This window comes from Streptomyces sp. NRRL WC-3605 (genome assembly GCF_001509795.1).
Lineage (GTDB): Bacteria > Actinomycetota > Actinomycetes > Streptomycetales > Streptomycetaceae > Streptomyces > Streptomyces viridochromogenes.
The window spans coordinates 45624-72491 of record NZ_LLZN01000043.1 but is presented as its reverse complement, the minus strand read 5'-3'; the positions used below and the strand labels follow the sequence as shown (position 1 = coordinate 72491).

General features: G+C 70.4%; 26 protein-coding genes and 3 pseudogenes. 19 read left to right on the top strand and 10 right to left on the bottom strand.

Going from position 1 to position 26868, the window contains the following annotated elements; genetic code table 11:
• The 3 genes from ADL34_RS10130 to ADL34_RS10120 form a co-directional block, all read left to right on the top strand.
• The coding region (locus ADL34_RS10130; RefSeq protein ID WP_234374978.1) for a hypothetical protein at positions 1–445 on the top strand (445 nt) is incomplete at its 5' end.
• A 193-nt stretch (positions 446–638) separates the two neighbouring features.
• A complete protein-coding gene (uppS, locus tag ADL34_RS10125) occupies positions 639–1397 on the top strand; it encodes a polyprenyl diphosphate synthase (RefSeq protein WP_107115737.1) in 759 nt (252 codons plus the stop codon).
• Entirely contained in the window at positions 1394–2854 is a 1461-nt protein-coding gene (locus ADL34_RS10120) for an oxygenase MpaB family protein (protein ID WP_062672725.1), read from the top strand. Before uppS ends, ADL34_RS10120 begins: the two co-directional genes overlap by 4 nt.
• Positions 2855–2901: 47 nt before the next feature.
• Here the strand turns inward: ADL34_RS10120 and ADL34_RS10115 are convergent, their stop codons facing one another.
• On the bottom strand, positions 2902–3576 hold the full coding sequence (locus ADL34_RS10115; protein ID WP_062672727.1) for a CBS domain-containing protein: 675 nt from the start codon (positions 3574–3576) through the stop codon (positions 2902–2904).
• Positions 3577–3871: 295 nt separating this feature from the next.
• Here ADL34_RS10115 and ADL34_RS10110 point away from each other — a divergent pair, with 295 nt between their 5' ends.
• Both ADL34_RS10110 and ADL34_RS10105 read left to right on the top strand, forming a co-directional pair.
• The gene (locus ADL34_RS10110) at positions 3872–4285 is read left to right on the top strand and encodes a MerR family transcriptional regulator (RefSeq protein WP_234374977.1); all 414 of its coding nucleotides are present in this window, start codon (positions 3872–3874) and stop codon (positions 4283–4285) included.
• Between the two features lie 32 nt (positions 4286–4317).
• Positions 4318–5385 (top strand): SDR family oxidoreductase, encoded by a 1068-nt coding sequence (locus ADL34_RS10105; protein ID WP_062672860.1) that lies wholly within the window; start codon positions 4318–4320, stop codon positions 5383–5385.
• A gap of 85 nt (positions 5386–5470) precedes the next feature.
• Here ADL34_RS10105 and ADL34_RS10100 read toward each other — a convergent pair whose 3' ends face one another.
• A complete protein-coding gene (locus tag ADL34_RS10100; RefSeq protein WP_062672731.1) occupies positions 5471–5800 on the bottom strand; it encodes a hypothetical protein in 330 nt (109 codons plus the stop codon).
• A gap of 20 nt (positions 5801–5820) precedes the next feature.
• Positions 5821–6636 (bottom strand): alpha/beta fold hydrolase, encoded by an 816-nt coding sequence (locus ADL34_RS10095; protein ID WP_062672734.1) that lies wholly within the window; start codon positions 6634–6636, stop codon positions 5821–5823.
• A 325-nt stretch (positions 6637–6961) separates the two neighbouring features.
• On the opposite strand from ADL34_RS10095, the gene ADL34_RS10090 reads away from it, so the two are divergent.
• Positions 6962–7876, top strand: coding sequence for an SDR family oxidoreductase (locus ADL34_RS10090; protein ID WP_062672862.1), 915 nt, complete (start codon positions 6962–6964; stop codon positions 7874–7876).
• Positions 7877–8067: 191 nt separating this feature from the next.
• Positions 8068–9264, top strand: coding sequence for an acyl-CoA dehydrogenase family protein (locus tag ADL34_RS10085; RefSeq protein ID WP_062672736.1), 1197 nt, complete (start codon positions 8068–8070; stop codon positions 9262–9264).
• Between the two features lie 28 nt (positions 9265–9292).
• Here the strand turns inward: ADL34_RS10085 and ADL34_RS10080 are convergent, their stop codons facing one another.
• Positions 9293–10882 (bottom strand): hypothetical protein, encoded by a 1590-nt coding sequence (locus ADL34_RS10080; RefSeq protein WP_062672738.1) that lies wholly within the window; start codon positions 10880–10882, stop codon positions 9293–9295.
• A gap of 98 nt (positions 10883–10980) precedes the next feature.
• On the opposite strand from ADL34_RS10080, the pseudogene ADL34_RS10075 reads away from it, so the two are divergent.
• Positions 10981–11250, top strand: a pseudogene (locus tag ADL34_RS10075) (DM13 domain-containing protein); the annotation flags it as partial.
• A gap of 69 nt (positions 11251–11319) precedes the next feature.
• Complete coding sequence (locus ADL34_RS10070) at positions 11320–12030, top strand: helix-turn-helix domain-containing protein (protein ID WP_062672740.1); 711 nt, start codon at positions 11320–11322, stop codon at positions 12028–12030.
• On the opposite strand, the gene ADL34_RS10065 is transcribed toward ADL34_RS10070, so the two are convergent.
• Positions 12012–12587 carry a dihydrofolate reductase family protein gene (locus ADL34_RS10065; protein ID WP_062672742.1) on the bottom strand — a complete coding sequence of 192 codons (576 nt, stop codon included), beginning with the start codon at positions 12585–12587 and terminating at the stop codon, positions 12012–12014. The genes ADL34_RS10070 and ADL34_RS10065 overlap by 19 nt on opposite strands.
• 410 nt (positions 12588–12997) lie before the next feature.
• Here ADL34_RS10065 and ADL34_RS10060 point away from each other — a divergent pair, with 410 nt between their 5' ends.
• The gene (locus ADL34_RS10060; protein ID WP_062672745.1) at positions 12998–14056 is read left to right on the top strand and encodes a hypothetical protein; all 1059 of its coding nucleotides are present in this window, start codon (positions 12998–13000) and stop codon (positions 14054–14056) included.
• Positions 14057–14197: 141 nt separating this feature from the next.
• Here ADL34_RS10060 and ADL34_RS10055 read toward each other — a convergent pair whose 3' ends face one another.
• Entirely contained in the window at positions 14198–14926 is a 729-nt protein-coding gene (locus tag ADL34_RS10055; RefSeq protein ID WP_062672747.1) for an SDR family oxidoreductase, read from the bottom strand.
• 76 nt (positions 14927–15002) lie between these two features.
• On the opposite strand from ADL34_RS10055, the gene ADL34_RS10050 reads away from it, so the two are divergent.
• The 3 genes from ADL34_RS10050 to ADL34_RS10040 all read left to right on the top strand — a co-directional run bounded on the left by ADL34_RS10050 (position 15003) and on the right by ADL34_RS10040 (position 17246).
• Positions 15003–15380: a MerR family transcriptional regulator gene (locus ADL34_RS10050; RefSeq protein ID WP_062672749.1), complete on the top strand. Its 378-nt coding sequence runs from the start codon at positions 15003–15005 to the stop codon at positions 15378–15380.
• A gap of 154 nt (positions 15381–15534) precedes the next feature.
• Positions 15535–16923, top strand: a complete 1389-nt coding sequence (locus ADL34_RS10045; RefSeq protein ID WP_062672751.1) for a dihydrolipoyl dehydrogenase family protein — start codon at positions 15535–15537, stop codon at positions 16921–16923.
• 59 nt (positions 16924–16982) lie between these two features.
• Positions 16983–17246 (top strand): DUF2630 family protein, encoded by a 264-nt coding sequence (locus ADL34_RS10040; RefSeq protein ID WP_062672754.1) that lies wholly within the window; start codon positions 16983–16985, stop codon positions 17244–17246.
• A 118-nt stretch (positions 17247–17364) separates the two neighbouring features.
• On the opposite strand, the gene ADL34_RS10035 is transcribed toward ADL34_RS10040, so the two are convergent.
• A complete protein-coding gene (locus ADL34_RS10035; protein ID WP_062672755.1) occupies positions 17365–17724 on the bottom strand; it encodes a hypothetical protein in 360 nt (119 codons plus the stop codon).
• 185 nt (positions 17725–17909) lie between these two features.
• Between ADL34_RS10035 and ADL34_RS10030 the strand changes: the two genes are divergently transcribed.
• The 3 genes from ADL34_RS10030 to ADL34_RS10020 all read left to right on the top strand — a co-directional run bounded on the left by ADL34_RS10030 (position 17910) and on the right by ADL34_RS10020 (position 21204).
• Complete coding sequence (locus ADL34_RS10030; RefSeq protein ID WP_062672757.1) at positions 17910–19595, top strand: ribonuclease J; 1686 nt, start codon at positions 17910–17912, stop codon at positions 19593–19595.
• A gap of 503 nt (positions 19596–20098) precedes the next feature.
• The gene (locus ADL34_RS10025) at positions 20099–20437 is read left to right on the top strand and encodes a MerR family transcriptional regulator (RefSeq protein WP_062672759.1); all 339 of its coding nucleotides are present in this window, start codon (positions 20099–20101) and stop codon (positions 20435–20437) included.
• A gap of 272 nt (positions 20438–20709) precedes the next feature.
• A complete protein-coding gene (locus tag ADL34_RS10020; protein ID WP_062672761.1) occupies positions 20710–21204 on the top strand; it encodes a hypothetical protein in 495 nt (164 codons plus the stop codon).
• 14 nt (positions 21205–21218) lie between these two features.
• Here ADL34_RS10020 and ADL34_RS34705 read toward each other — a convergent pair.
• Both ADL34_RS34705 and ADL34_RS10010 read right to left on the bottom strand, forming a co-directional pair.
• Positions 21219–22096: pseudogene (locus tag ADL34_RS34705) on the bottom strand (IS5 family transposase).
• Positions 22097–22347: 251 nt separating this feature from the next.
• Positions 22348–23109 carry an isocitrate lyase/PEP mutase family protein gene (locus ADL34_RS10010; protein WP_062672762.1) on the bottom strand — a complete coding sequence of 254 codons (762 nt, stop codon included), beginning with the start codon at positions 23107–23109 and terminating at the stop codon, positions 22348–22350.
• 245 nt (positions 23110–23354) lie between these two features.
• Between ADL34_RS10010 and ADL34_RS37210 the strand changes: the two are divergent.
• The 3 genes and pseudogenes from ADL34_RS37210 to ADL34_RS09995 form a co-directional block, all read left to right on the top strand.
• Positions 23355–23525: pseudogene (locus ADL34_RS37210) on the top strand (CBS domain-containing protein); the annotation flags it as partial.
• Positions 23526–23710: 185 nt separating this feature from the next.
• Entirely contained in the window at positions 23711–24580 is an 870-nt protein-coding gene (locus ADL34_RS10000; protein ID WP_062672766.1) for a universal stress protein, read from the top strand.
• Positions 24581–24785: 205 nt separating this feature from the next.
• Positions 24786–25676: a universal stress protein gene (locus tag ADL34_RS09995; RefSeq protein WP_062672768.1), complete on the top strand. Its 891-nt coding sequence runs from the start codon at positions 24786–24788 to the stop codon at positions 25674–25676.
• Between the two features lie 22 nt (positions 25677–25698).
• Here ADL34_RS09995 and ADL34_RS09990 read toward each other — a convergent pair whose 3' ends face one another.
• Positions 25699–26724 carry a 6-phosphofructokinase gene (locus tag ADL34_RS09990; RefSeq protein WP_062672770.1) on the bottom strand — a complete coding sequence of 342 codons (1026 nt, stop codon included), beginning with the start codon at positions 26722–26724 and terminating at the stop codon, positions 25699–25701.
• Positions 26725–26868 lie beyond the last annotated feature (144 nt).

Sequence of the window (26868 nt, the reverse complement as noted above, 5' to 3'; positions counted from 1 at the left end):
GACACCGCGCACGATGAGCACCGAGGGCGCCGGCCAGGCCGACCACATCATGGCCGCGTTCCCCAGCAGCACCCGCCACCGCGTCTACCGCGACATCGTCGTGGGGATGGCCGCCATCCTGGAGCAGGACGCGGCCGCCGGGGCGGACGGCGCGCAGGCCAGGGACGTCACCGACCTGATCGACTGCTACCTGATGGACCTCGCCTCGATCGCGGTGACCAACGACCACCGGATGAACGCGGCGACGGAGCCCGGCTACACGGCGAAGGTCTTCAACGCCTACAAGCAGGCGCTGCTCGCCCGGTTGCCGGCCGACTCACCGCTGCGGGCACTCGTCCCGTCGGACAAGAGCATGTTCGGAGTGATCAACGACTTCCGGCGCATCGGCACCTACCTCGCGATCAACAACCGCGGCGACAGCATCCAGCAGCCGGGCCTGACCTGACCTGAACTGTACGTGGCCGGGCGCAACGCGCCGTCGGAGTTTCAGGCGAAAACGGCCGATGCCGCACGGATTCGCGCACATGAGTCAGGGGTGACGCCCCCCTCGTTCGGCCCGGCAAGATCCCTCCGTGCCGTCAGACTCGTGGGAGGAAGCGCGCCGGTGGGGGCGTACGCAGGGGTGATACGGGGTGGGTGTGACCGAGCGCGGCGAGCAGCGGCGGGACGAGGGCCCGCCCCGTCCGGTACCGCGGCACGTGGCCTGCGTGATGGACGGCAACGGCCGCTGGGCGCAGCGGCGTTCGCTTCCCCGGACGGCCGGCCACCGGGCCGCGGAGACCACCGTCATCGACATCATCGAGGCGGCCCGGACGGCCGGCGTCGAGTGGCTCAGCCTGTACGCGTTCTCCACCGAGAACTGGAACCGTCCCGGCACCGAGGTCGACTACCTGATGCGCCTGGTCCGCCGGGTCGTGCGCAAGCACGCGCCCCTGCTGCTCGCCCGTGGCATCCGCTGCCGCTTCCTCGGGGTCGCGGACCCGCGCATCCCCCGTGAACTGGCCCAGGACTTCGACGATCTGGCGACGCTGACCGCCGACAACCAGGGGATGACGCTGACCGTCGCCTTCGACCACGGCGGCCGCCGGGACATCGTCGAGGCCGCCAGGTCCCTGATCCGCCGGGGGACACCCGCCGACGAGGTGACCGAGCACCTCTTCGCGGACCACCTTCCCTTCCCCGACACCCCCGACGTGGACCTCGTGATCCGCACCTCCGGCGAGCAGCGCATCTCCAACTTCATGCTCTGGCAGGTCGCCTACGCCGAGTGGGTCTTCCCCGAGGCGCTCTGGCCCGACTTCCGGGCCCCCGACTTCCTCGCCTGCCTGCAGACGTACCAGCGCCGTGACCGCCGCTTCGGCGGCGTGCCATCCCAGACGAACGGAGACCCGTCATGACGACTGGAACCACCACAACGGCCGATGAGGCACCCCTGTTCGGCCCGGAATCCCAGTTCCGCGACTTCTTCGACGACCCACGCTGGGCACCGGCCATGATCCGCGCCACCGTGCTGGAGGCCGCCCACCCGCAGATCGGCGCCGCCCTCGCCGACAACTCCACGTTCGTCGCCCACCCGTGGCGCCGGCTGCGCAACACCTTCCTCAGCATGCGCCGCATGTTCGACGCCGACCCGGCGGTACGCGAACGGGAGGCCGCACGGCTCAACAGGCTGCACGCCCGGATGAGCGGTTCCGACTCCCGCGGCCGGCCCTACGACGCAATGGACCGCGCGACCCGCGCCTGGGTCGTCGCCACTCTCTTCGAGAGCGCCGTCACCATGTGCCGGCTGAGCGGCCAGCCGCTCGACCAGGACACCATGGAGCGCATGTACGCCGAGTACCGGGCGTACCTCGCCGCGCTCGACGGCGACGCCGGGGAGCTCCCCGAGGACCTGAACGACTTCTGGCCGTACTTCGACAGGGTCGTCGAAGAGGAGCTGGAGAACACTGAGGCCGCCCGCGTCATCCTGTACCGGCTCTTCGACCACCTGCCCGCACCGGCGCTGCTCGGCGGCGCGCCGACGCTGTGGGCGGCCGGTCGGGCCGTCGTCGGTCCGCTCCTCGGCGCGATCACCGTCGCCTCGCTCCCCGAGCCCTACCGGCGCAAGGCCGGGCTGCCGGAGATGCCCGGTGCCCCGACCCTCATGCAGGGCGCCTACCTCGCGGCCGGGCTCACCCGCTTCCTGCCCGCCGGCTGGTTCGACGCCGAGACGATCATCGAGGTCCTGTCCCTCTCGCCCGAGAGCGACGATCCCCGCGCCAGGACCGTGACCGCGCTGCACGCCCGTATCAAGCAGGCGTCGGCCCTGCTCCGCCTCCTCGCCCCGCTCGGCGCCGACACCGCCCCCGACCCGGCGCCGGGCCCCTCGGGAGAGAGCCGACGCTCGGCGGAGGAGTTCTTCCGCCAGGTACTGGACCAGACCGGCGACGGCCACCTCGACTGGCCCGACCTCGCGGCCATGGCACGAGAGCTGGCCACCCGCCTCGACCTGGACGAACCCGAGGAGACCCGGCTCTACGACGCCTTCGCCGCCTGGTGGCGCGAACTCCAGGCCGCCCTCGACACGGACGGCGACGGCCGCGTCAGCGCGGAGGAGTACGCCGCCGCCGTCCCCTCGCTCGCCGGCCCCGCGCTCATCCGGGTCGCCGAGGTGCTCTTCGACGCCACCGACAAGGACGGCAACGGGACCATCGACGCGCAGGAGTACCGGACCCTCTTCCGCACCGCCTTCCACCGCGACCTCACCACCACCGACGGCACCTACGGGCGCAGCGCCTTCGTGGGCGACTTCCTCGCCTTCATGTCGGGCCGCCGCACGAACAGCCCGTACGACCCGCTCCTCGCCGACGCCTGATTCCCCTCGGGGGGAGACACCCGGTGAGACGGGGCCCCGTTCACCGCTCACACGGAGCCGGACGAGGGCCCCGGCGGGTCGTCGGGGCCCGCTGCGGGCGGCGGCCTGAACTCCACGGCCACCACCCCGTCGACCTCGCGGCACATGTCCTCCAGCACGGGGACGGCCGTCCGGGACGACAGGCGCCCACTGAGCACGACATGGCCGTGGGTGACGTCCACCTGCACTTCGGAAGGGGACTCGCCCAGGGCCTTGACGAGGACCTCCTCGACGATCTCCCTGCGGATCGCCTGATCCGTCCGCAGGTACACCCGCAGCAGGTCGCTCCTGCTCACCACACCGATCAGGCGGCCGTCGGCGTCGACGACCAGAAGCCGCTTCACGCCGTGCCGCGCCATCATCCGGGCGGCGTCGACCACGCTCCAGTCCTCCCGTGCGCACAGGGCGGGCGACGTCATCAGCCCCGCCGCGTCGGTGGCCCGGGCCTTGGCCGGACCCGCGGAGGCGTCGGCCCAGCCCTCGCCGTCACCCGGCTCGCCCCGCATCTTCTGGAGAAGGTCGGCCTCCGACACCACGCCCAGGGGCCGATTCTCTTCGTCCACGACGGGAACGGCGGTGATGTCGTACTCCTGGAGCAGGTGGGCGATCTCCTTGAACGGCGTACCGGCCTGGACACGGACGACGGCGTCGCTCATCTGGTCGCGCACCTTCTGGTGGTTCATCGAGGCATTCCCTTCTCCCGCCACCGCTGTGGAGGGAAGCGTCCAGCGGCGCCTCGGTGATGCCCCTGGCTCCCTCCCTCGAACATAGCCGCAAGCGTGCGGCGGCCGTCAGCCCAGGCAGCCGTTCGCGCGACGGCTGACCCCCTGAGGTGCCCGGGCACCACTCCTCACGGTCGTGACCGATGGCGACCGGGCCGGCGAAGCGCGAGCTTGACTTCAAGCGCTTGAGGTATCGGAGGCTGTCGGCATGGCGAGAGCGACCAGAGAAGAGACCGGGGACCTGACCATTCAGGAGATGGCCAGGCGCTCGGGCTTCAGCGAACCCACGCTGCGCTACTACGAGAGGATCGGCCTCCTGGGAGAGGTCGCCCGGGACGCGTCCAGCGGGCACCGCCGCTACGAGCCGGCGACCGCGGAACGCGTCGTGGCGCTGGCCTGTCTGCGTTCGTCGGGCATGACGGTGAACGGGATGCGCCGCTATCTGGACCTGCTCGCGCAGGGAGACTCCGCGGCAGCCGGCCAGCGGGACCTGTTCGCCGCACAGGCGGACAAGCTCGCCGCCGACATCGAGCAGTTGCGGCTGCGCCTGACCTACCTCCGTCGCAAGGCCGACCTGTGGGACGCGCGGCTCCGTGGGGACGCCGAAGCCGAGGAGCGGGCGGTCGAGGACGTCACGCGCGTCATGCACGACATCACACCGAAGGACTGACCACGTTGAACACGTTGAACACGTTGAACACCTTGAGCACAGAAGATTTCGTCCGTTCCCCCTCGGACCGGGGGACCGTCCTCGTCACCGGCGGTACCGGGTTCCTGGGCAGCCACTCCGTCGCCCGGCTGATCCACGAGGGCCACCGCACCCGGGTGACGGTCCGCGAGCCCGGCCAGGAGGCCGAGGTCCGGGCGACGCTGCGGCAGGCCGGCGTCGATCCCGGGGACCGGTTGGAGTTCGCCGTCGCGGACCTCGCCGCCGACCACGGCTGGGCCGACGCCATGGACGGCGTCCGCCACGTACTTCACCACGCGTCACCCTTCCCGTTCACCCCGCCCGAGAGGGAGGAGGACGTCATCCTCCCTGCCCGCGACGGCACCCTGCGGGTCCTCGCCGCGGCCCGTGGAGCCGGGGTGCCGCGGGTCGTGATGACGTCGTCCTACGCCGCGGTCGGCTACACGCTCACACCCGACGACCGTTACACGGAGGACGACTGGACCGACCCGGACACCGAGGGCCTGCCCGCCTACCACAGGTCGAAGGTGCTGGCCGAGCGCGCCGCCTGGGACTACGTCCGCACCCATACGGACATCGAACTGGCGGTCGTCAATCCGACCGGAATCTTCGGACCTCAGCTGGGCGACCGGCCGAACGCGTCGGTCGGCCTCGTCGAGGCCATGCTGACCGGGCGGATGCCGGTGGTGCCGATCATGTACTTCGGTGTCGTCGACGTACGGGACGTCGTGGACCTGCACCTGCGGGCCATGCGGCACCCCGCCGCGGCCGGCGAGCGGTTCATCGCGGTCGGAGGGCCCGCGGTCAGCCTCTTCGGCATGGCGCGGATCCTGCGTGAGCACTTCCCCGCCGCGGCCGATCTGCTGCCCTCCAGGGAGCTGACGATCGAGGAGGTCCGCGAGGCCGCGAAGACCGAGCCGGCCCTGCGGGACGCCGCGGTCCTCGGGGGCAGGATGCCTCTGATCAGCAACGACAAGGCCCGGTCGGTGCTCGGCTGGAATCCCCGCGACGCCGCCGCCTCCGTCGTGGCCACCGCGGACAGCCAGATCCGACTGGGACTGACACTGCCCGGGGCCGCCTGAGCGGCGCTGTCAGTCAGCCACAGCGCGGCCTGTGGAGCAAGAGGGGCGTCCGCCGATGCACACACTCGGGGAAAGCGGGTCGTTGTCAGGTGAGGTGCCACGTCGCGAAGATGAACAGCGCCGCTTCGATCTGAGTTCGTACGCTGTCCTCGGTCAGGCCCGTGACGTCGACGACGACCACGGAGGAGCCCGGGTCGGCGGCGATGTGCAGCGTCACGGGCACGGGGCCGTGCAGCGGGTAGTCGTACCAGGTGTCCTGGTCGACGTCCGTCCCGGGCAGAGCGGTTTCGACGGCCAGCCAGTCCGAGTCGCCGAACGAATATCCGGAGAACTCCGCGACCGCTTCGCAGAAGGGCCGCAGGTTCGCTTCGAAGATCCAGCTGCCGTTGAGCGTGCGCTCTCTGCCGGGGGACATGTGACGGTGGTGGTCCGGTGTCAGGCCAGGTTGGCGGCGTGTGTCCGCAGGAACCGCAGCAGGGCCTCGTTGAAGCGTTCCGGCCGCTCGGCGCCCGGAAGGTGCCCGGCGCCGTCGATGACGCACAGGACGGCGTGCGGCACCAGGTGCCTGATGGCTTCGGCGTCGGACACCGGGGTGAAGACGTCGTCGGCACCGGCGACGATCAGCACCGGGCACCGCACACCGGCGAGCGTCTCCCGGTAGTCGGGCCGTTCGGCCCGGCCGCGCAGGGCGGCCGCGGCACCGCGGGGATCGGTGGCACGCATCATCGCCAGCACGCGCGCGGCCACGTCCGGCAGAGCGGTGACGTTGTACGCGGCCAGCATCTTGTCGATGACCTCGTCCGCGTAGCCGGCCATGCCCTCGGCGAGCAACCGGTCGGCCAGGCGGTTGCGGAACGCCTTGCCGTCGGCGGTCTCGGCGGGCGCCGAGGTGTCCGAGAGGACGAGAGCGCCTACGCGGCGGGCGTGGCGGCGGTGTACTTCCATGGCGATCTGGCCGCCCATGGAGACACCGCCGACGACTGCCTGCTCGATGCCGAGGGAGTCCAGGAGGCCGACGAGGTCGTCCGCGAAGTCGGACAGGTACACCCTTCCCGGAGTGATGTCGCTGTCGCCGTATCCCCGCAGGTCCGGGGTGATGACGCGGTAGCCGGCCGCGGCCAGCCGCTCGCTCTGCGGAGCCCACAGGGTGCGGTTGAAGGGGTGCCCGTGGATCAGGAGGACCGGCAGCCCCGTCGACGGGCCGGTGTCGTCGTAACGGAGCATGGCGCCGTTCACCAGTGCTCGGCTCATCAGTCGGTCCTCGTACGGGGGTTGGGGTCGTCGCGGCAGAGTACACCCGCACACCGCGCCGCCCCGACCCCGGGTGACCTCTGCCGGGCGCGAGGCGTCCGACCCGTGATCATCGCCGGACGCCGATGCTCGGCGTGCGCACACGTGCATCCGTGGTCTCCCCGCTCGGCGAATACGTCACGGGCCCTCGGCGGCCGGAGGCTGACGCCGCTGAAGGGGCCCGAAGGGATGAGAGGACGCCGGCCGGGGTTTCAGCCGCCCCGGTGCCAGGGAGGGCACACGCAGAATGCGCCGTCATGTCGCAGCAGTGGAGAGCGAGAACCGTATGCACGACGAGGCCGTCCACGACCCTCTGCGAGGGCGGGTCGCGGTCATCACCGGGGCCGCCCGCGGCATCGGCTCGGCCCTGGCTCGGCAATTGTCCGGCGTCGGTATGCACGTCGCACTACTGGGACGCGAGGAGCGGTCCCTCCACCAGACGGCGGCGGTACTTCCCGGCCCGACCCTGTGTGTCGAGGCCGACGTCACCGACCAGGACGCACTCGACCGCGCGGCGGAGCAGGTCGCGCGGGAGCTGGGAGACGCGTCCGTGGTCGTCGCGAACGCGGGCGTGGCGGCGGGCGGCCCGTTCCGGCAGACGGACGCCGACCTGTGGCGGCGTGTCATCGACGTCAACCTCATCGGCGCGGCCAACACCGCCCGCGCCTTCCTGCCGCAGCTGGCCCGCACACACGGATACTTCCTGCAGATCGCCTCGACCGCCGCTTTCGGCTCGGCACCCATGATGAGCGCCTACTGCGCCTCCAAGGCCGGTGCGGAGTCCTTCGCCCGGGCCCTGCGCGGCGAGGTCGAGCCCGACGGCGTCACCGTAGGCATCGCCTACGTGCACTGGACCGGCACCGACATGATCAGCGGACTGGACGATCACCCGGTCCTGCGGGCCCTGCGGAGCCACCAGCCGTGGTTCGCCCGCCGCGTGCACAGCCCCGACCAGGTCGCCGGGTGGCTCACCGCCGGAGTCCACCGCCGGGCCCTCCAGATCTACGCTCCGCCCTGGCTGCGGTGGTGCCAGCCCCTGCGGCCGCTGTTTCCCGCCGTGGTCACCCGCGTGGCCCGTCGCGAGCTGCGACGATCGACCGCCGAGGAGCTCGCCGTCGACATCGGGGTGATGGGCGCGGGCGGGCGCGCCGACTGGGACGCCTACAGCTCCGACCCCCGTCGTTCCCGGCCCCCTCAGTGACCCTGCGCCGGCGCGCGACCTGAGGTCGGCTTCCGAGAGACCGTCAGCCACCCGGAATCACGCCCTGGCGCGACACGCCTCACGCCCCAGACGTCCCGCTGCTACGCCTCGACAACCGCTGCGGCGGGCGCCGGCGATGCCATCACGCGCATCACGCGCATCACGCGGCGGAAGCGTGGAAGACGCCCTCCATGACGACGCATACGGATGCCCAGAACGCCGCCGACTTCTACGACTTCGAAGGCGCCCTGCCGCCGGAGGAGCGCAAGACCCTGCTCAGGACGCGCGAGTTCATGCGGGACCAGGTGGCGCCGCTGGTGGCCGAGCACTGGGCGGAGGGCGTCTTCCCCAGGGAACTGATCGGCAGATTCCGGGACAGCGGGCTGGTCGGACTGCCGTACGAGGGGTACGGCGACGACCACGCGCCCGCCGCCAGCCACCTGCTGACCGGAATGATGGCGATGGAGATGAGCCGGGTCGACGCCTCGGTCGCCACCTTCTTCGGAGTCCACAACGGGCTCGCGATGTACTCCGTGCAGGCCGGCGGCGACCAGGCCCAGCGTGACCGCTGGCTGCCCGGGATGGCCAGGATGGACACCATCGGCGCGTTCGCGCTCACCGAGCCGCTCGACGGTTCCGACATCGCGGCCGGCATGGGCACCACGGCCCGGCGCGACGGCGACACGTGGGTGCTCAGCGGCGCCAAGCGCTGGATAGGCAACGCGACCTTCGCCGACCTCGTGGTGGTCTATGCACGCGACGTCGAGGACGACCAGGTCAAGGGCTTCGTCGTCGGCAAGGACACCCCGGGCTTCACGGCGGAGAGGATCGAGAACAAGACCTCGCTGCGCATGGTCGAGAACGCGGACATCACCCTGGAGGACGTCCGCGTACCGGAGGCCGACCGGCTGCAGAACATCTCGTCCTTCCGCGACGTGGCCGAGATCCTGCGTGCCACCCGCAGCGGCGTCGCCTGGCAGGCGCTCGGCGTGATGATCGGCGCCTACGAACTGGCACTGCGCTACGCCACCGAACGCCAGCAGTTCGGCCGGCCGGTCGCGGGCTTCCAGCTCGTCCAGGACCTGCTGGTGAAGAGCCTGGGCAACATCACGTCGAGCTGGGGCATGCTCCTGCAACTGGCCCGGCTGCAGGACTCCGGTGTGTTCCGCGACGAGCACTCCTCACTGGCGAAGGCCCACGTCACCGCTCGTATGCGGGAGGTCGTGGCCTGGGCACGGGAGATCTTCGGAGGCAACGGCATCGTCCTGGACTACGACGTCGCACGCTTCTTCGCCGACGCGGAGGCGATCTACTCCTTCGAGGGCACCAGGGAGATGAACACCCTGATCGTCGGCAAGGCGATCACCGGAGAGAGCGCGTTCGTCTGAGAGCAGGGCGTCACCTGAACCGCTCCGGTCACTCCGGGACCGAACAGTCCAGGATCCGCCCGTCCACCGTCCCGACCACCAAGCGCCGCTGATCCGACCGGTACGCCACGGACATCGGTGTGACCGGGTGGCCGTGAACGCTCAGGGTGTGCCGGGCGCGCACCTCGCCGGTCGCCGAGTCCAGGATCTCCACCTCACCGGTGAGGAAGGCGACGTAGACCCTTTGCTCGTCGCCGTCGAGGTCCGCGAGCGGCTTGTCCGTCTCGTACACCCAGCGTGCCGCCCCGTCCGGCAGCCCCCGGCTCACGACGTACGTGCCCTCGCGAGCCTCGGCGTAGGTGGCGCCCCGTCGATACGACCGGCCCGCGTGGACGAGGGCGTCCGTCAGTTCGACGGCGGGCCCGCACCAGGGCTGGAGCGTCGACGCCGGGTCCCAGTGCAAGGGGAACAGGGCGCGCAGGACGGCCTGACCCTGCTCGCCGGGAGGCTCGATCACGTTGATCCACGGCGCGTCGCCGTCCGGGCCGGGACCGTCCACGTACAGCAGACGGGTGCTGTGTCTGACCCGCAGAGCCGGGGAGTTGGAGTGGTTGGGTGCCAGGGCGAGGCGTGCCACTTCCTGGTGTGCGGGGGCGAGCAGGCGTGCCGCGTGTGCCGTGCGGCCTCGCGGGCACAGGGCGAGCCAGCCCTCGCGTGTGGCGGACGGTGCCGGGGCAGACGGCATGTCCACGAGGTCCACCACACGGCCGTCCGCCGTCGCTATCCGCCGGACGGTGGTGCCGCGGTCGGCCTGCCGGCCCGTCACCTCGTCGCGCTGGTAGCCCCGGTAGGTCACCCACGCCGACCCGCCGTCCGGGGCCGCCTCGACACGGACGCTGCCCTCCCCGGCAGCGGGGAGCGCCCATGTCAGCCCGCCCGACGGATCCCAGCACTCGAGGTCCGTGTGCCGGCCGGTGGCGAGCACCCGGCCGTCCGCGAGCACCGCGAGGTCCCGCACCTCCGCGCGCCGCCGCCAACGTCCCTGCGTGAGACGAGCGAGCGTGTCCTCCACCCGCGGATCGTGCAGAAGTCCGCTCTCGACCATGGGATGGCGTGCGCGGTCGGGGTCGATCAGACCGGACGGAGCGGACAGCCAGTCGTCCGCGGCGACGGCGAGCTCGAAACCCTTGCGGAAGCCGCCGTCCTTGTCCTCGGGGGACAGCAGCATCGCGAGCCTGCCGTCCTCCAGCCATCGCAGATGGCGTACTTGGCGGCTCTTGCTCAGCAGGTTGGTGACGCGGCCGGTCTCCAGGTGCAGCAGGAGCAGCTCTCCCTCGAAGTCCCACGAGCCGTCGTAGCGCCCCGTACCGACGGCGACGAGCGGCAGCTCGGGGTGGGGTTCTACGGCACATACGGGGTGGCGGGAGGCGACGACGTGGCGAGGACGCAGGGTGCCGGCCTCGTACACACCGATCCGGTGACCGAACCACTGGCCGGTACCGCGCCACATGACGTGCCCGAGGTCACCGGCGACGACGACGCAACGGTGAGGCGAGTCCGTCACCGCCCACACCGGCCGACCGATCTCGGCGAACGGCTGGTCGCCGAGTACGCGGTGGACGTTCAGTTCGTCCGGCATGACGATCTCCCCCCCCAGGTGGTGAACAGTCTGCCAGGCCGACCCGCGGTTCCCGCCCCCCGGGGAATGGGCCCGGCCGGCGCCGTAAGGATTCCGTCTCCCGCGTCGTGCGGCTGGAGAACCTGGACACCAGCAATGGGCCGGACCTTCGGGTGTGGCTGACCGACGCACCCGTGAAGGAGGGTACGGCCGGCTGGCGCGTCTTCGACGACGGCGAGTACGTCAGCCTGGGCAGGCTCAAGGGCAACAAGGGAAGCCAGAACTACGTCCTCCCCGACGACGTCGACCCCGCCCGCTACACCAGCGTCAGCATCTGGTGCGACCGCTTCGACGTCTCCTTCGGCGCGGCGGAGCTCGCCCGCGTCTGAAGAGGACCGGGTCGGCCCGGGTTCCGCTGACGGCCGGTGCCTGCGGCCCGCCAGCCGTATCCTGCGGGGGTGGAGCTGCGCTTCGGGATACGGCAGTCGGACTCACCGTGGGTCGACAGTGTGTGGACCTGCACCAGCGAGCAGGTCACGACGATGACGTCCGTCGCCGGTGTGCGCTGGGGCCTGGTGTTCTGGGAGCAGGACGGCCGGCACTACGCGGCGGTCACCGGCCCGGAGACCCGGACGAGCACGGCACCCGTCCCGGAAGGCGCCGCGTTCACCGGCATCGAGTTCGCCGTCGGTACCTCGCTGCGAGCCCTGCCCACACCGCGACTGGTCGATGGGGGCGCGGAACTCCCGGACACGACCCGCCGGACGTTCCGACTGGACGGTGCCCGCTGGCAGACACCCGGCGCCGACGACGCCGAGGCCTTGGTCGACCGACTGGTCGAAGCCGGGATCGTGGTGCGCGACCCGCTCGTGGCCGAGGTGCTGCGCGGCCACGAACCGGACGTGTCCGGCCGTACCGTCGAGCGCCGCTTCCGGGCAGCCACGGGACTGACACGGGGAGCGGTACGGCAGATCGAACGGGCCCGTACGGCGGCGGAGCTGCTGGCGGCCGGTGCCACGGCAGTCGACGTCGTCGCCAAGCTCGACTACTTCGACGAGCCGCACCTCGCCCGTGCCCTGCGCGCGTACGTGGGTCGCACCGCCGGACAACTGCGCGACGGCGCGGGCGGCCCGATCGCACTCGACCTGGGTCAGCGTCGGACGTCGTAGACCAGCTTCAGGATGCCGTTGGAGTAGCTCTCCGACTCCCGCAGGGACAGCATCTGCTTGTCCTGGTCGGCCCGGTGGAACAGGCTCTTGCCGGCGCCGAGGAGGACCGGGAAGACGAGCAGGTTGTACTGGTCGATCAGGCCGGCCTCCGACAGCCGCCGCGCGAGTTCGGCGCTGCCGTGGATGTAGATGGAGCCGCCGTCGCCCTCCTTGAGCTTGGCCACATCCTCCGTCGTGCGCAGGACGGTCTGGGACCCCCAGCCCTCGACGAGGGCGTCTTCCGACAGCGTGCTCGACACGACGTACTTGGGCAGCTCCTTGTAGGAGGCGTGGTCCTCGGAGGCGGGCCAGATCGGTGCGAACGCCTCGTAGCTGCGACGGCCGAACATCAGCGCCGTCGTGTCGGCAAGCTCCTCACCCTTCAGCGACCAGGCCTCCGGGACGAACTCCAGGTCCTTCACGACCCAGCCGCCGCTGCGGTGCCCTTCCTCGGGACCACCGGGCGAGTCCAGCACGCCGTCGAGCGACATGAATCCGGTGTAGACCAGCTTGCGCATCTGCGTCTCCTCATCACGGGCAGCGCTTCTGACGTCAGGTTAGGCGGCTTCAGGGCCGACGTCTTGGACGGAAACGACACGGGCGGGGACAGCCACCGGCCGGCGGGACGCGTCGGCGGACTGGACGCTCGAGAGACGTCATGTCTCCCGCAGAGGCCGCAGCGGCGTCCAGCCGACCGTGTCCAGTGCCAGGCGCTGATCTCGGTTCAAGGGCGCCCCCTCAGCCGCGCCGTCCTCGACGGAACCTGCATGCCTTCCCGGCCCGTCTTCCCCTGCCCGGCCTCTGATCCGGGCGGCGACCAGGCCACCCGTGCGTGGTTTTCACCCGGCCACGGCGGGTGTTGGTGACTGGATCGCCGTGTGTGACGCGTGAGGATGGAGCCGGGCTTCAAGGATGAGGGACGGGCGGCGTGCAGGACGATCGGGAAGGGCCCGAGGGCCACTGGGCCCGTCTTCGCGGGAGGCCGCAGTGGCCGGCGATTGTGCTGGTGTTCATCGTGTCTGTGGCGGCCGGTCTGTTCGCCTGGTCGTACACGTACGCCATGGCGAATCCGACCCCGCACCGGCTTCCGACGGCCGTCATCGGGTCGTTCGAGGCTCAGCGGGGCGAGGAGTATCTGGCGGGCCTGGGCAAGGCGCTCAACTCCTCGGTGACCACACACGAGTACGACTCGCGGAAGGCGGCACTGGAGGCCGTCGAGGATCAACGTGTCTTCGCGATCTTCGAGCTGCGGGACGGCGGTCGGCACGTCGTGCTGGACGTGACGTCGGCTTCGGGCGCCTCGGTCGCGGAACTGTTGCGGCAGGCGGCGCCCGAGGTCGGGCGGGAGACCGGCGTATCGGTGACCGTCCGGGACGTCAATCCGCTGCAGAAGGGCGATCCCCGCGGCCTCGCGATCTTCTACATCTCGCTCGCCGCGGTGATCATCGGCTTCGTCGGCGCGATCCAGCTCAGCGTCCATGCCCCGGCGCTCACGCCGGCGGAACGGATCGCTTTCACGGCCACCTATGCGCTGCTGGGCGGTTTCGCGATCGCGGCGGCCGTGGACTGGTTGCTCGGGGCGCTCGCGCTGCCGTTCGCGGAGTCGTGGCTGATCCTGGCGCTGACCATGTTCACCAGCGGCATGACCTTCACCATGTTCAACACGCTGATGGGCCGGTGGGCGATGATCCCCACCTGGGGCGTGATGGTCGTGCTGGGCAACCCGTCGTCGGGCGGCGCGGTCTCGTGGCCGCTGCTGCCGTCTGTGCTGGGCGCCGTCGGACGGTGGCTGCCGCCCGGAGCCTCGGTCAACGCCCAGCACACGGCGGTGTACTTCTCCGGGCACCAGCACGCCTTCCCGTTCCTGGTGCTGGCGGGCTGGGCGGTGGTGTCCACCGCGGTCTTCTTGATCTGGCGGCAGCGCCACCCGGGCGGGAGAGAACGTCAGCCGGCCGACGAACGAGCACCCGACGACGGCGAAAGCTGAGCCGGACACCGGCGTCGACGTTCTCCACCCCGCCCCTGGGCACCGCCGCGGCCGCAGTCGTCGGCCGACCACGGGCGCCGCTCCGCAGCGCCCGTGACCGACCTTCCGGACCCTGCGGAGGTGTCCTGAGGGCGGCGGAGATCAGCCCGCCACCAGCGCCGCCAGAGCGCGGCCCATGGCTGCGTCGAACTCCTCCGGCGCCATAGGCAGACGGGACTTCACATCCCGGCTCCACTGATCGGCGAGGACCTCCGCGGACCCGGCTTCGACACCGTCGAGAGCGGCGTCGGCCAGGTCGGACGGAGCGATCTTGGCCACGGGCCAGCCGGCGGCCATGTCGGTGTCGGCCAGGCCCAGGTGCACGGCCGTGACGAGCGTTCCCTGATCGGCCAGCTCCAGGCGGACACCGTTGGTCATGGCCCACGCGGCGGCCTTGGTCAGGTGGTAGGCGTTCGCGCCCTTGCCGCCGAACCACGACATGGCGGAGAGGACGTTGACGACGGCGCCCCCGCCGTTCCCGGCCAGCGTCGGCGCGAAGTGCCGGATCATCTCCAGGTGGCCGAACATGTTGGTCTCCAGTTCATGGCGCAGCGTGTCCAGCGAACCGGTCACCAGGTCCGTCCCCGTACTGATGCCCGCATTGTTGATGAGCAGCGAGACGTCCTGGGCCGTCTCGGCGGCGGCCCTGACGGACGCGGGGTCGGTGATGTCGAGGGGCAGCACCTCGACGCCGGGCAGGTCCACGGTCTCCGGGCGGCGGGCTGTCGCGTAGACCTTGTGAGCGCCCCGCTCCAGCAGACGCTGGGCGAAAGCGCGGCCCAGGCCACGGTTCGCTCCGGTGACAAGGGCGACGGAGTTCTTGATGTCCATGTCCAGTACGCTAAAACCTGACGCTGACGTCAGAGGCAAGCCCGGACCGTCGGCGCCAGGGAGAGAGGAGTCACCTTTGTCCGTCACACCGGACTCGACCGAGCGCTTGATCCGCATCGGTGAGGTGGCACGGGGCGCAGGCGTCTCGGTGCGCGCCGTGCGCTACTACGAGCAGCAGGGGCTGCTCACCCCGGAGCGCAGCCCGTCCGGCCAGCGGCTGTACCGGCAGGACGCCATCGCCATGGTCCGGTTCTTCCAGCAGATGTACGCCGCCGGTCTCACCAGCCGCAGGATCACCGAACTGCTTCCGTGCTGGGAAGCCGGGCACACCGACGCCGATCAGCGAGCCATGCTGCGCGTCGAGCGCGAACGCATCCAGGCCAAGATCGACGAACTGGAGGCCGCCAGGGACCGCCTCGACCAGGTCATCGCGATCACGGACACACACCCGTAGGGGCCCCACCGCTCGGTCCGGAGCCGACACCGCTGGTGACAGATCCAGACACATCCGGCCGGTGATGCCGATGCCGGATGCGTCCGACGGATACGCGGATGAGGATGGGGGGACGGCATTCGCGGTGACGGCATTCGCGGTGAAGGAGCGGGGCATGGCACAGGCGGACACGGGCGTGGAAGAGGTCGATCTCCTCGTCGTGGGGGGTGGCAAGGGCGGCAAGACCCTCGCCATGGACATCGCCCGCGGAGGCGGCCGAGTGGCCATGGTGGAGCAGGGCATGATCGGCGGCACCTGCATCAACGTGGCGTGCATTCCGACCAAGAGCCTGGTCACCAGCGCCAGACTCCTCGACAGCCTGAGCCGTGCGGAACAGGTGGGCGTCCGCACCGGCGAGGCCGCGGCCGACCTGGCTCTCCTGCGTGCGCACAAGGAGGGCGTGGTCGACGGGATGGTCGACCTCAACCACCGCCAGTTCATCGAAAGCGGTATGGACTTCATCCTGGGGACCGCCCGATTCACGGGCGAGCGCACGGTGCGGGTCCAGCTGAACGACGGAGGCAGCCGGTTCCTGCGCGGCAAGGACGTGGTGATCAACACTGGTACGACACCCGCCATCCCCGACCTCCCCGGGCTCGCCGAGGCCGAACCCCTGACGAGCGAGACGCTTCTCCACCTGGATCGGCTTCCGGAACACCTGATCGTCATCGGCGGTGGCTATGTCGGGCTGGAGTTCGCCCACATGTTCGCCGCGTTCGGTAGCAGGGTCACGGTGCTGCACCGTGGTGACCGTGTGCTGCCCCGGGAGGACCCCGACGTATCGGAGGCGCTGACCGGATTCCTCGTCGAGGCCGGCGTGGAGCTGCGTACGGGCGTCAAGCCCATCGGAGTCTCACGCGGCCCGGCCGGTGTCACGGTGGACCTCGGCGACCTGGGCGAGGTCACCGGCACGGACGTGCTGGTGGCCGTCGGCCGGGAACCGGTGACGAGGGACCTCGACCTCGACGCCGCCGGCGTCCGGACGGACGCGCGTGGCTTCGTGGAGGTCGACGACCGGTTGGCGGCCACGGCCCCGCACACCTGGGCGGTCGGCGACGTGGCGGGCAGCCCGCAGTTCACGCACGTCTCCCTCGACGACTACCGGATCGTCAAGGCGAACATCGCCGGCGGGGACAGGCGCACGTCCGAGCGGCTGGTGCCGTGGAACCTCTTCACCACACCCGAACTGGCCCGGGTCGGCATGACCGAGACCGAGGCCCGGGCCGCCGGATACGACGTACGGATCGCCCGTATGCCGGTCGCGGCCATTCCGCGTGCACGCACGCTCCGGGACACGCGCGGCGTCTGGAAGGCCGTCGTGGACCGGGCCGGCGAACGCATTCTGGGGGTGGCACTGATCGGCCCGGACGCGTCCGAGGTCCTGACGGTCGTCCAGACGGCCATGCTGACAGGCGCCCCGTACACGCTGCTCAGGGACTCGATCATCGCTCACCCCACCATGGCGGAGGGCCTGAACATGCTCTTCAACGCCTGGACCGACTGATCCACAGCTCTTCGGCTGCGCGGCCACAGCCGTGCACCCCGTCCTGAGGGAGTGATTCCATGCCGAACTCCGAAGCGGACACCGAGAAGCAGATCCTCGGCCGTATCCAAGAGATGATCAGCCAGGAGAAGGACCTGCGGGACCGCCTGGCGGAGAACACCATCGACCAGCCGACCGAACACGAGCGACTGGCCCAGCTGGAGACTGCACTCGACCAGTGCTGGGACCTGTTGCGCCAGCGCCGCGCCCGGACCGCGGCCGGGCAGGACCCCGCGGACGCGCACGTGCGCCCGGCCTCGCAGGTGGAGGACTACCTCTCCTGACCCCGGCCTCGACCTACTGCAGCGCCCTGCCCCCGTCCAGCCAGTGCGAGCAGAACCGAACGGTGGGGGCCCGCCGGCGTTTGCCGACGGGCCCCCACCGTCCGCAGCGGGTCGTGTGTCAGTGGTCGGAGTAGCTGAAGTCGCCCACGGTCCAGGCACTGACGTCCTCGATCGCGACGCGGTACATCCCGCCCGTCTCCGGGATCCCTACCGTTCCCTGCAGGATCCGGGCGACGTGGAAATGCAGATGTGTGGGCGGTCCGTCCTTCGCCGTGGGGGTGTCGAAGACCGCGGAGAACGCGCCCAGGTCGGCGGAATCCGTCAGCACCTCGGACACCCTCTGCCTCCACATGGCTTCCGGGGCCAGCCGACCGGTGATGACGGCACCACTGGTGATCGCGGTCAGGGACATCTGATTGCTCCGGCCGGTCTCCACGAGGGCGGCTATGGCAACGAGCAGCTCGTCAGGCTTCGGCATGGAACCGGATTCTATGCACCGGGCCGCCTGGGGGGTGCAGCGGTGCCGCGACCGGGTGAGCCGCGCGGACGGCTCCGCGCGGTGGCGCTCGACGGGCCAGGGGGCGCATCGCCTCTCGCCGTCGGACGGAAGAGATCACAGGGGCAATGGATCATCCTGCCCGGCACTGCGGGTACCGTCAGGGTATGAGTCATCCGCACCCTGAACTGAAGGCCGCCCCTGCCCTGCCTGAAGGAGGGCTGCGTGTCATCGCCCTGGGCGGCCTGGGTGAGATCGGCCGCAACATGACCGTCTTCGAGCACGCCGGGAAGCTGCTCATCGTCGACTGCGGCGTGCTCTTCCCCGAGGAGACCCAGCCCGGCGTGGACGTGATCCTGCCGGACTTCACCTCGATCCGGGACCGCCTGGACGACGTCGTGGCCGTGATCCTCACCCATGGCCACGAGGACCACATCGGTGGTGTTCCGTACCTGCTGCGTGAGCGGTCGGACATCCCTGTCGTCGGCTCCAAGCTGACGCTGGCGTTCCTGGAGGCCAAGCTCAAGGAACACGGGATCCGGCCGCGCCCGGTGCGGGTGCGGGAGGGCGACCGGCGCGCCTTCGGGCCCTTCGACTGCGAGTTCGTGGCGGTCAACCACTCCATCCCCGACAGCCTCGCGGTCGCGATCCGCACGCGGGCCGGGATGGTGCTGCACACCGGCGACTTCAAGATGGACCAGTTCCCCCTCGACGACCGCATCACCGATCTGCGCGCCTTCGCCCGCCTCGGAGAGGAGGGCGTGGATCTGTTCCTCACCGACTCCACGAACGCCGAAGTACCCGGCTTCACCACGTCCGAGCGCGAGCTGAACCCGGCGATCGAACAGGTGATGCGCGCCGCGCCGCGCCGGGTCATCGTCTCCAGCTTCGCCAGCCACGTGCACCGCATCCAGCAGGTCTTGGACGCCGCCCATCAGTACGGCCGCAAGGTCGCCTTCGTCGGCCGGTCCATGGTCCGCAACATGGGCATCGCGCGTGACTTGGGCTATCTGAAGGTCCCCTCGGGCCTGGTCGTGAGCACGAAGGAACTGGAGAAGCTGCCGGACCACAAGGTCACCCTGGTGTGCACCGGCTCCCAGGGCGAACCCATGGCCGCGCTGTCACGGATGGCCAACCGGGACCACATGATCCGCATCGGCAAGGGGGACACCGTCCTGCTCGCCAGCTCCCTCATCCCCGGCAACGAGAACGCCATCTACCGGGTGATCAACGGACTCACCCGGTGGGGTGCCCACGTGGTCCACAAGGGCAACGCCAAGGTGCACGTCTCCGGGCACGCGAGCGCCGGCGAACTCGTCTACTGCTACAACATCGTCAAGCCCCGCAACGTCATGCCGGTGCACGGCGAATGGCGCCACCTGCGGGCCAACGCCGACCTCGCCATCCGTACGGGCGTCGATCCCGAACGGGTCGTCATCGCCGAGGACGGCGTCGTGGTCGACCTCGTGGACGGGCGCGCGTCCGTCACCGGCAAGGTCCCCGCCGGCAACGTCTATGTGGACGGCATGGAGGTGGGCGGTGCCACCGAAGCCTCCCTCAAGGACCGCCTCACCCTCGCAGAGGAAGGCGTGGTCACGGTGGTGGCGATCGTCGACGCGGACACCGGCGCGCTCGCCGAGGCTCCCGACTTCCTGGCCCGCGGTTTCGTCCACGACGACACCACCTTCGAACCGGTGATCCCCGTCATCGAGAAGACGCTGGCCACCGCGGCGGAGGAAGGCGTCGGCGACGCGCGCCAGCTCGAACAGCTCATCGCCCGCGCCGTGGCGAACTGGGCGTTCCGCACCCACCGCCGCAAGCCCCTCATCATTCCCGTCATCATCGACGCCTGAGCCGGACGGACGGCGAGCGCCGTCCGGCTCCCCGGCGGCCTCGGCCTGGGTGCGCTCCTCTTCGCGGCAGAATGCCTGCACTGAGTGGGAAGAAAATCTGTCCTGGCGACAGTAGAAATCCGTGGGTCGCGGAGTTATGGTGTTGCACGTACCCAGGAGTCGAAGTGGGCGCGGCAGACAGGAACTGCCGCGCAGGCACGTCAAGCAAGGCGCGGCCCGAGGGCCGCGAGCATCCCGCATCACCAGCAGTAACCGAAGGTAAGGAGCGAAAGCGCCATCAGGATCGCCCGGGCGAGCGAGTCAGCCCGGGTACCGCAGGCCCCGGATTGGAAGGTGGTCCCCGGTCACGCATCCGCGATCCCCGCAGCTCCACCCTCCCGGGTGGAACCCCCTGCGGATACAGAAGGCCGGCGCAATGCGCCGGTAGATGGTGTTGAAAGCTCGGGGCCCGAACGCCAGGACGGCGTTCGGGCCCCCCGACGCGTCCCCGGAAGAAGAGGTCTATGCCCCCTGCCGCATCGCGTGCCATCGACAACCTCGACGACGACGACTACCCCGCCTACACGATGGGCCGGGCCGCCGAGATGCTCGGCACCACCCCCGCCTTCCTCCGAGCTCTCGGCGAACACCGCCTGATCACTCCACTGCGCTCCGAAGGCGGCCACCGGCGCTACTCCCGCTACCAGCTGCGCATCGCCGCCCGGGCTCGCGAGCTCGTCGACCAGGGCACTCCCATCGAGGCCGCCTGCCGCATCATCATCCTCGAAGACCAACTCGAGGAGGCCCAGCGCATCAACGAGGAGCTGCGCGCACGCGGCCACGAGCGGGAGCCCTCCGCCTGACGCCGGGGACCGAACTGTCGCACGCCCTGTCCGCACCGGGTTTGCTGTCCGGACGGCGGACGGGTCTCCAACACCCTGGTGAGGCGGATGGCCAGGCCCCCGACCGGGCGGCGAAGCAGGCCGTGTACAGCGAGCGGCGCGTGGTGCAAAGATCACGACGGGTACGGGGAGATCGAGACCTAGGGCCTGTCCGGCGGATCAAAGGTGGAGTTGGCTGGGCACGCCAGGAGAGCCGTGCCTCAGCAGCGATATCTCCTGGTCAGCGATCTGGCATGCCTGCCATGATCGGCTTCATGGGCACGGATATCCATGGATTCATCGAGGTCAGGAACAGCTACATCGACAGCTCGGAGCCCGATGACGACGAGTTGTTCTTCCGCTGGCACCCCGCGATGGCCCTGAATCACGTCTATAACAGCCGGTCCTACGAAGCCTTCGGCTGTCTCTTCGGCGTCCGAGGACGGTCTTTCGAGCCGCTCGCGGCGCAACGTGGCTTCCCGCGAGACGCCTCAGGCGCTGCAACGCGCGCCTTCGAGTGGGAACGGGAGGACTCGCACAGCCCGTCGTGGATCAGCTGGGCCGAATTGGAAGGTGCAGACTGGGAGAGTACGGGATCATTCGGAGGGCCGTCCGAGCCCGAGACGCTCCTCACCCGACGCCAGGTGGTACGTGATGAGGAGTGGGGTGACGTGTGGTCGGTGATGACCGTGCTTGCCAGGCGGCACGGTGCGGAGAACGTCCGCCTGGTGGTCTGGTTCGATAACTAGGCTGGCTCGACGGATCATGGACGGAGCCAGAGTCGGATCGCTGCGACGGTCACGGTGCCGTGGAAGATGTAGGCCCGTTTGTCGTATCTCGTGGCGACGGCGCGGGAGTTCTTGAGAGCGTTGATCGTTCGCTCGACCTCGTTGCGACGCTTCTAGATCGTCTTGTCGAAGCCGGTGGGCCGACCGCCATGGCTGCCGCGACGCCTGCGGTTGGCCCGCTGGTCCTTGGGCTCGGGGATGGTGTGCTTGATTTGGCGTCTTCGCAGGTAGCGGCGATTCCGGCGTGACGAGTACGCCTTGTCGCCGCCGAGGTGATCGGGCCTGGTGCGGGGGCGGCCGCCGTCCTGGCGGGCGACCCGGACACGTTCCATGACCGGGATGAGCTGCGGGGCGTCGCCCCACTGACCTGGCGTGAGCAGAAGCGCGAGCGGTCGCGGGCCTCCCTCACCGGCCAGGTGGATCTTGCAGGTCAGTCCGCCCCGGGAGCGTCCCAATCCCTCATCGGGGCGATGCTGCCGGGGCGTGCGCCTTTTCCCGGCACTCGTGGGGGCTTCTTGCGCGCTCCGGCGGCGTGTTGGTGGGCGCGGCACGAGGTCGATTCCACGCTCACCATCGACCAGTCGATGCGGCCGTCCTCGTCCGCATCGGCCAGGACGGCCGCCAAGATCTTGTCCCAGGTGCCGTCCGCCGACCAGCGTCTGCCGCTCGTAGATGGTCTTCCATGGACCGAAACGTGCAGGAAGATCCCGCCAGGGAACCCCGGTGCGTTCCCGGAACAGGATCCCGTTGATCACCCTGCGAGGCTCACCCAACGCCTGCCGCGCTGCCCGGCCTTGGGTAGATGGGGCTTCAGTCGCGCCCACTCATCAGTCGTCAGATCTCCCCGCCCCATGCCCATGCCAACGAGCTGGAGACGCGACAGTCACATGATCCGCCGGACAGCCCCTAGGCGCCGTTGTCGAGGCCGGGAATGGTGGGTTCCCTCGTCACTGCGGGAGATCCGCGCATTCGGCCCAGCCCTCAGCCCAGGCGACGCGCCCGCCCTTGTGCACGAGGTCCTCGCGTACCGGCATCGGGCATGCGCGGGCAGCGGCTGCCCGCAGCGAGGACACCAGCAGGCGGCCCTGTCACTCGGTCGGCTCCTCAGGGCGCCCAGGGCTTGAGCATGTCCTTCATGCTGTCGGCCATGGCGAATTGCAGGAGCGGGCCGTAGGTGATGCGCCGGACGCCGAGACGGCGGAACCGCTCGAGATCGTGCTTGGTGGGATGGGCGGTGGAGTTCACCGGAAGGTTGACAGCCCCGGTCACGGCGGCGAGCAGCTCGTCGTTGTCCTGAATGCCCACCGGGTAGACGCTGTCGGCGCCGGCCTCTTCCATGGCCCGCAGCCGCTCGATCGCCTCATCGAGGACGCGGGATGCATCCGGCGCATGCATGAAGAGGTCGGTGCGCCCGTTCACCCAGACCGGGACACCTGCGTCGTCAGCGGCTGCGCGAAGGTCGGCCATGAAGCGCGCGTGCTCTTCCGTGCTGCGCACGCGGCCACCGTCCGAGTGCACGGTGTCCTCGATGTTGAGACCGACGCCGCCGACCTGGATGAGCCCGGTGATGAGGTCGGCTGGCTTCTGCCCGTAGCCGGCCTCCAGGTCCACGGAGACGGGGACGTCGACGGCCGCGATGATCGGCCGGACAGCGGCGAGCACTTCCTCGAAGGTCTGCCCCTCGTGGTCGTCGGCCCCTCGGGAGTCCGCGAGGGGATGACTGCCGATCGTCAGCGCGGGGAACCCGGCGGCCACTGCCGTGCGGGCGGACCAGACGTCCCAGACGGTCGGCAACACGAGCGGCTCGTTCTGGGCGTGCAGTCGCTTGAGGCGTTGGGCGCGGTCGACGGTGATGTGAAAGTCCATGCGAGGAACGCTACCTCGGGATTCAGGGACAACATGCGCGCGGATACCGCCCTTTGACGGGAGAGCACACCGTGAAGAGGACCCATCGATGAGGGGCCACGTCCGCGTTCGTGATGTCCGACCCATCGGGGCCGAGATCGATGTCCTTGTGGACGACGAGAGTGAAGCAGGACAGCGCGACCCCTGCCCCCGTCAGGTTCCAGCGCTGGGAGACGCCGTCCTCACTGCCACGCGCCTCGATGACGATGTCCCCGCCCTGGCGCTGGCTCTCGTACTGCGCGGCGACCGTACGGACGACCGGTTCGAAGATCGCCCGGCTGCTGGCGGAGCACCATGTCACCGCCGTACCGGTGGTCGACGATCGGGACCGTCCGGTCGGTGTGGTGTCCGAGGGGGATCTCCTGCGCAATACCGCGGCCTCCCTTTCGTGCGCCTTCTCCGCCTTCGGTCCACATGCGCCGCGGCGGAGATTGAGGTACTCCTCAAGGAAGGAACCGACCCGTACTCGTCCCGTGGGCGACGTCCAGAACGTCCGCGCCCCCCGAGACGTTCATCGCCCTTCACCACATCTCCAACTTCGTACGAGACGGAGGCCGCCGCCATGCAACAGGCCATCACCGTGGGCCTCGACGGCTCACCCGAGAGCCTTGCCGCCGCCCGATGGGCCGCCGACGAGGCCGATAGGCGCAAGCTGCCCCTGCGCCTGCTGCACGCATGGCCCATGCTGGCGCCGGAACCGGCCCGCGTCCCCTCGGAGGTCGACCAGAACTACTGGGCGAAGCGTCTCGTCCACACGGCGCAGGCAGAGCTCCAGGCACACCACCCGGCACTGTCCGTCGTCGGGAACCTCGTCGCCGACGACGCCCAGCAGGCCCTGCTGCAGGCCGCGTCGGAGTCCGAGATGATCGTGCTCGGCTCCCGGGGGCTGGAGGCCGTCGAGAGCTACTTCCTGGGCGATGTCAGCATGCCTGTCGTGGCGCGGGCCGAGCGGCCGGTCGTGCTGGTGCGCGCCGAGGCACCGGAGGCGGCGACGTCCCCCGCGCCGACGAACCGTGTGGTTGTGGCCCTGAAGCTGAACGGCTCCTCCGAGGACCTGCTGGACTTCGCGTTCCACAGCGCCGCGGCGCAGGGACTTCCTCTCCTGGCCGTCCACGGCAGGAGCGTGCCGTTGCACGCACGCCTGCCCTGGGGCGCGGATCACGAGGTCACCGAGGAGATGACACGGGACGCGCGCGACGCGCTGCGTACGGCACTCAGGCCCTGGCAGGAGAAGTACCCGCAGGTGGACGTGGCCGAGAGCATCCGCCTGGAGAACCCGTCCAAAGTCCTCGTACAGGCCGCCGGCGACGCCGCACTCCTGGTCGTCGGTCGGCGTGCGCACCGGCACGGTCTGGCACCCCATCTGGGCCCGGTGGCCCAGGCCTCCATCCATCACGGCCGGTGCCCGGTCGCCGTGGTACCCCACGGCTGACGTGCGCGTGAGGTGCGCGAGCGCCGAGGCGCCCTGCCGGGCCGGCCGCCTGCCAGGTGACGATGACGCTCCCCGCCGGCCCAGGTGACCGGACGGTCCGTGGTGACCTCGCCGTACGAGGTCGGGCCCTCCGGCCTTGGTCGTGGAACAGTGGGAGAGGGCCGAAGGCGTCCGCGGACGCCCACGGCGGGCTGAGGAGGCCGCGATGAGTCGCTCGGTGCTGGCGGGTGTCGACGGATCGGAGCGCAGCTTCGCCGCGGCCGACTGGGCCGCCCGGGAAGCTCTGCGGCGCGCTGTTCCGCTGCGTCTGGTGCACGCCTCCCCACAGCTTCCGGGTGACGCGGTCCCCGCCCGGGCAAGGGACACACTGCACCGACTGGGCGAGATGACACTCCAGCGCGTGGCCGCCGAGCTCGGCGGCCGCTACCCGCAACTGCGGGCGTACTGCGAGCAGACCGGAGAGGCGCCCGCCTCAGCGCTGCTCTCCGCCGCGCAGGGAGCCGGACTCCTCGTGGTGGGGGCACGCGGCTCGGGCGGCTTCGACGGTCTCGCCGTCGGATCCGTGGCCCTGCGCGTGGCCGCGGCGGCTCCTTGTCCCGTGGTGGTGGTGCCCGGGCAGCAGATCGACGGGTTCGGCGGCAGGACCCGCGCGGACGCCCGCTCGCCGGAGATGGTGGTGGGGTTCGACGCGCACCGTCCGGTCAGGGAGGTCGTGGACCGCGCCTTCGCGGTCGCCGAGGCGCGCGGGGCGCGGCTGCGCGTGGTCCAGGCGTGGGCGCTTCCCGCCGAGGCCGTGTCGCCGCAGACGCTGTTCGTGACCGAGGAGGACCGGGCCACCTGGGAGGACCAGGAGGTTCTCCGGCTGTCCGACGCCCTGCGCGCCGTGCGGGCCACATTTCCGCAGGTGACGGCTCGCACCGATGTCGTCCTGCTGCACCCCGCCCAGGCACTCCTCAACGCCTCCCGGGAGGCGGACCTGCTCGTCGTGGGCCGCCGCACCGATCCGCGCGCGCCGGAGGGCCGGCTGGGACCGGTGACCCACGCCGTCCTGCACCACACCCGGTGCCCGGTGGCGATCGTGCCGCATTCCGGCTGAGGCACCAGTGCCAGCACCTGTGTCAGCCGAAGAACACCTCGAACTCGTCGTACAGCGACGGGTCCACCGTCTTGGTCGGGGACCGGGTGCCGTCTAGGGGAACACGGACGATCCGCGTACCCCGCAGCGCCACCAGGGTGCCGAAATCGCCGTCGTGGACCGCCTGCACGGCGTGCAGCCCGAAGCGGGTGGCCAGCCAGCGGTCGAAGGCGCTCGGAGTGCCTCCCCGCTGGACGTGGCCGAGGACCGTGGTGCGCGCGTCCTTGCCCGTGCGCGCCTCGATCTCCTGAGCGAGCCACTCGCCGATACCCGACAGCCGCACGTGGCCGAACTCGTCCAGCGTGCGGTCCTTGAGGAACATCTGCCCCTCTTTGGGGACCGCTCCCTCGGCGGCGACGACGATCGGCGCGTAGTGGATCTTGAAGCGGTTCTTCACCCACTCGCAGACCTGATCGATGTCGAAGGGCCGCTCGGGGATGAGGATCACGTTGGCACCGCCCGCGACACCGGCGTGCAGGGCGATCCACCCGGAGTGCCGTCCCATCACCTCCACCACCAGGGTGCGCATGTGCGACTCGGCGGTGGTGTGCAGGCGGTCGATGGCCTCCGTGGCGATGCCCACGGCGGTGTCGAAGCCGAAGGTGTAGTCCGTACCGGACACGTCGTTGTCGATGGTCTTCGGCACGCCCACCAGGTCGACGCCCTGGCGGCTCAGCTCCGTGGCCACACCCAGCGTGTCCTCCCCACCGATCACGATGAGCGCGTCCACCTGGTGCGCGGCCAGGTTGTCCTTGATGCGCCGCACCCCGTCCTCGTGCTTGAACGGGTTGGTGCGGGAGGAGCCGAGGATGGTCCCGCCGCGGGGCAGGATTCCGCGCACGTCCGCGACGTCCAGCGGTACGACGTCACCGCCGAGCGCTCCGAGCCAGCCGTCCCGCAGACCGACGAAGTCGAATCCGTACTCCTGGACCCCCTTGCGGACGACGCTGCGGATCACCGCGTTGAGGCCGGGGCAGTCGCCGCCGCCGGTCAGTATTCCGACTTTCATGGCCTCACCCCTCATCCACGGACGGACGTGAACCCACGAGCCGTGGACTCCTCTTCCAGCATGGGCGACGCACGCTCCGTCGGCGACCTCGCCCGTCGTCGCGGGGCCGCGCTTGGGCGGCGGCCCCGCGCGGGGGCCACCGGT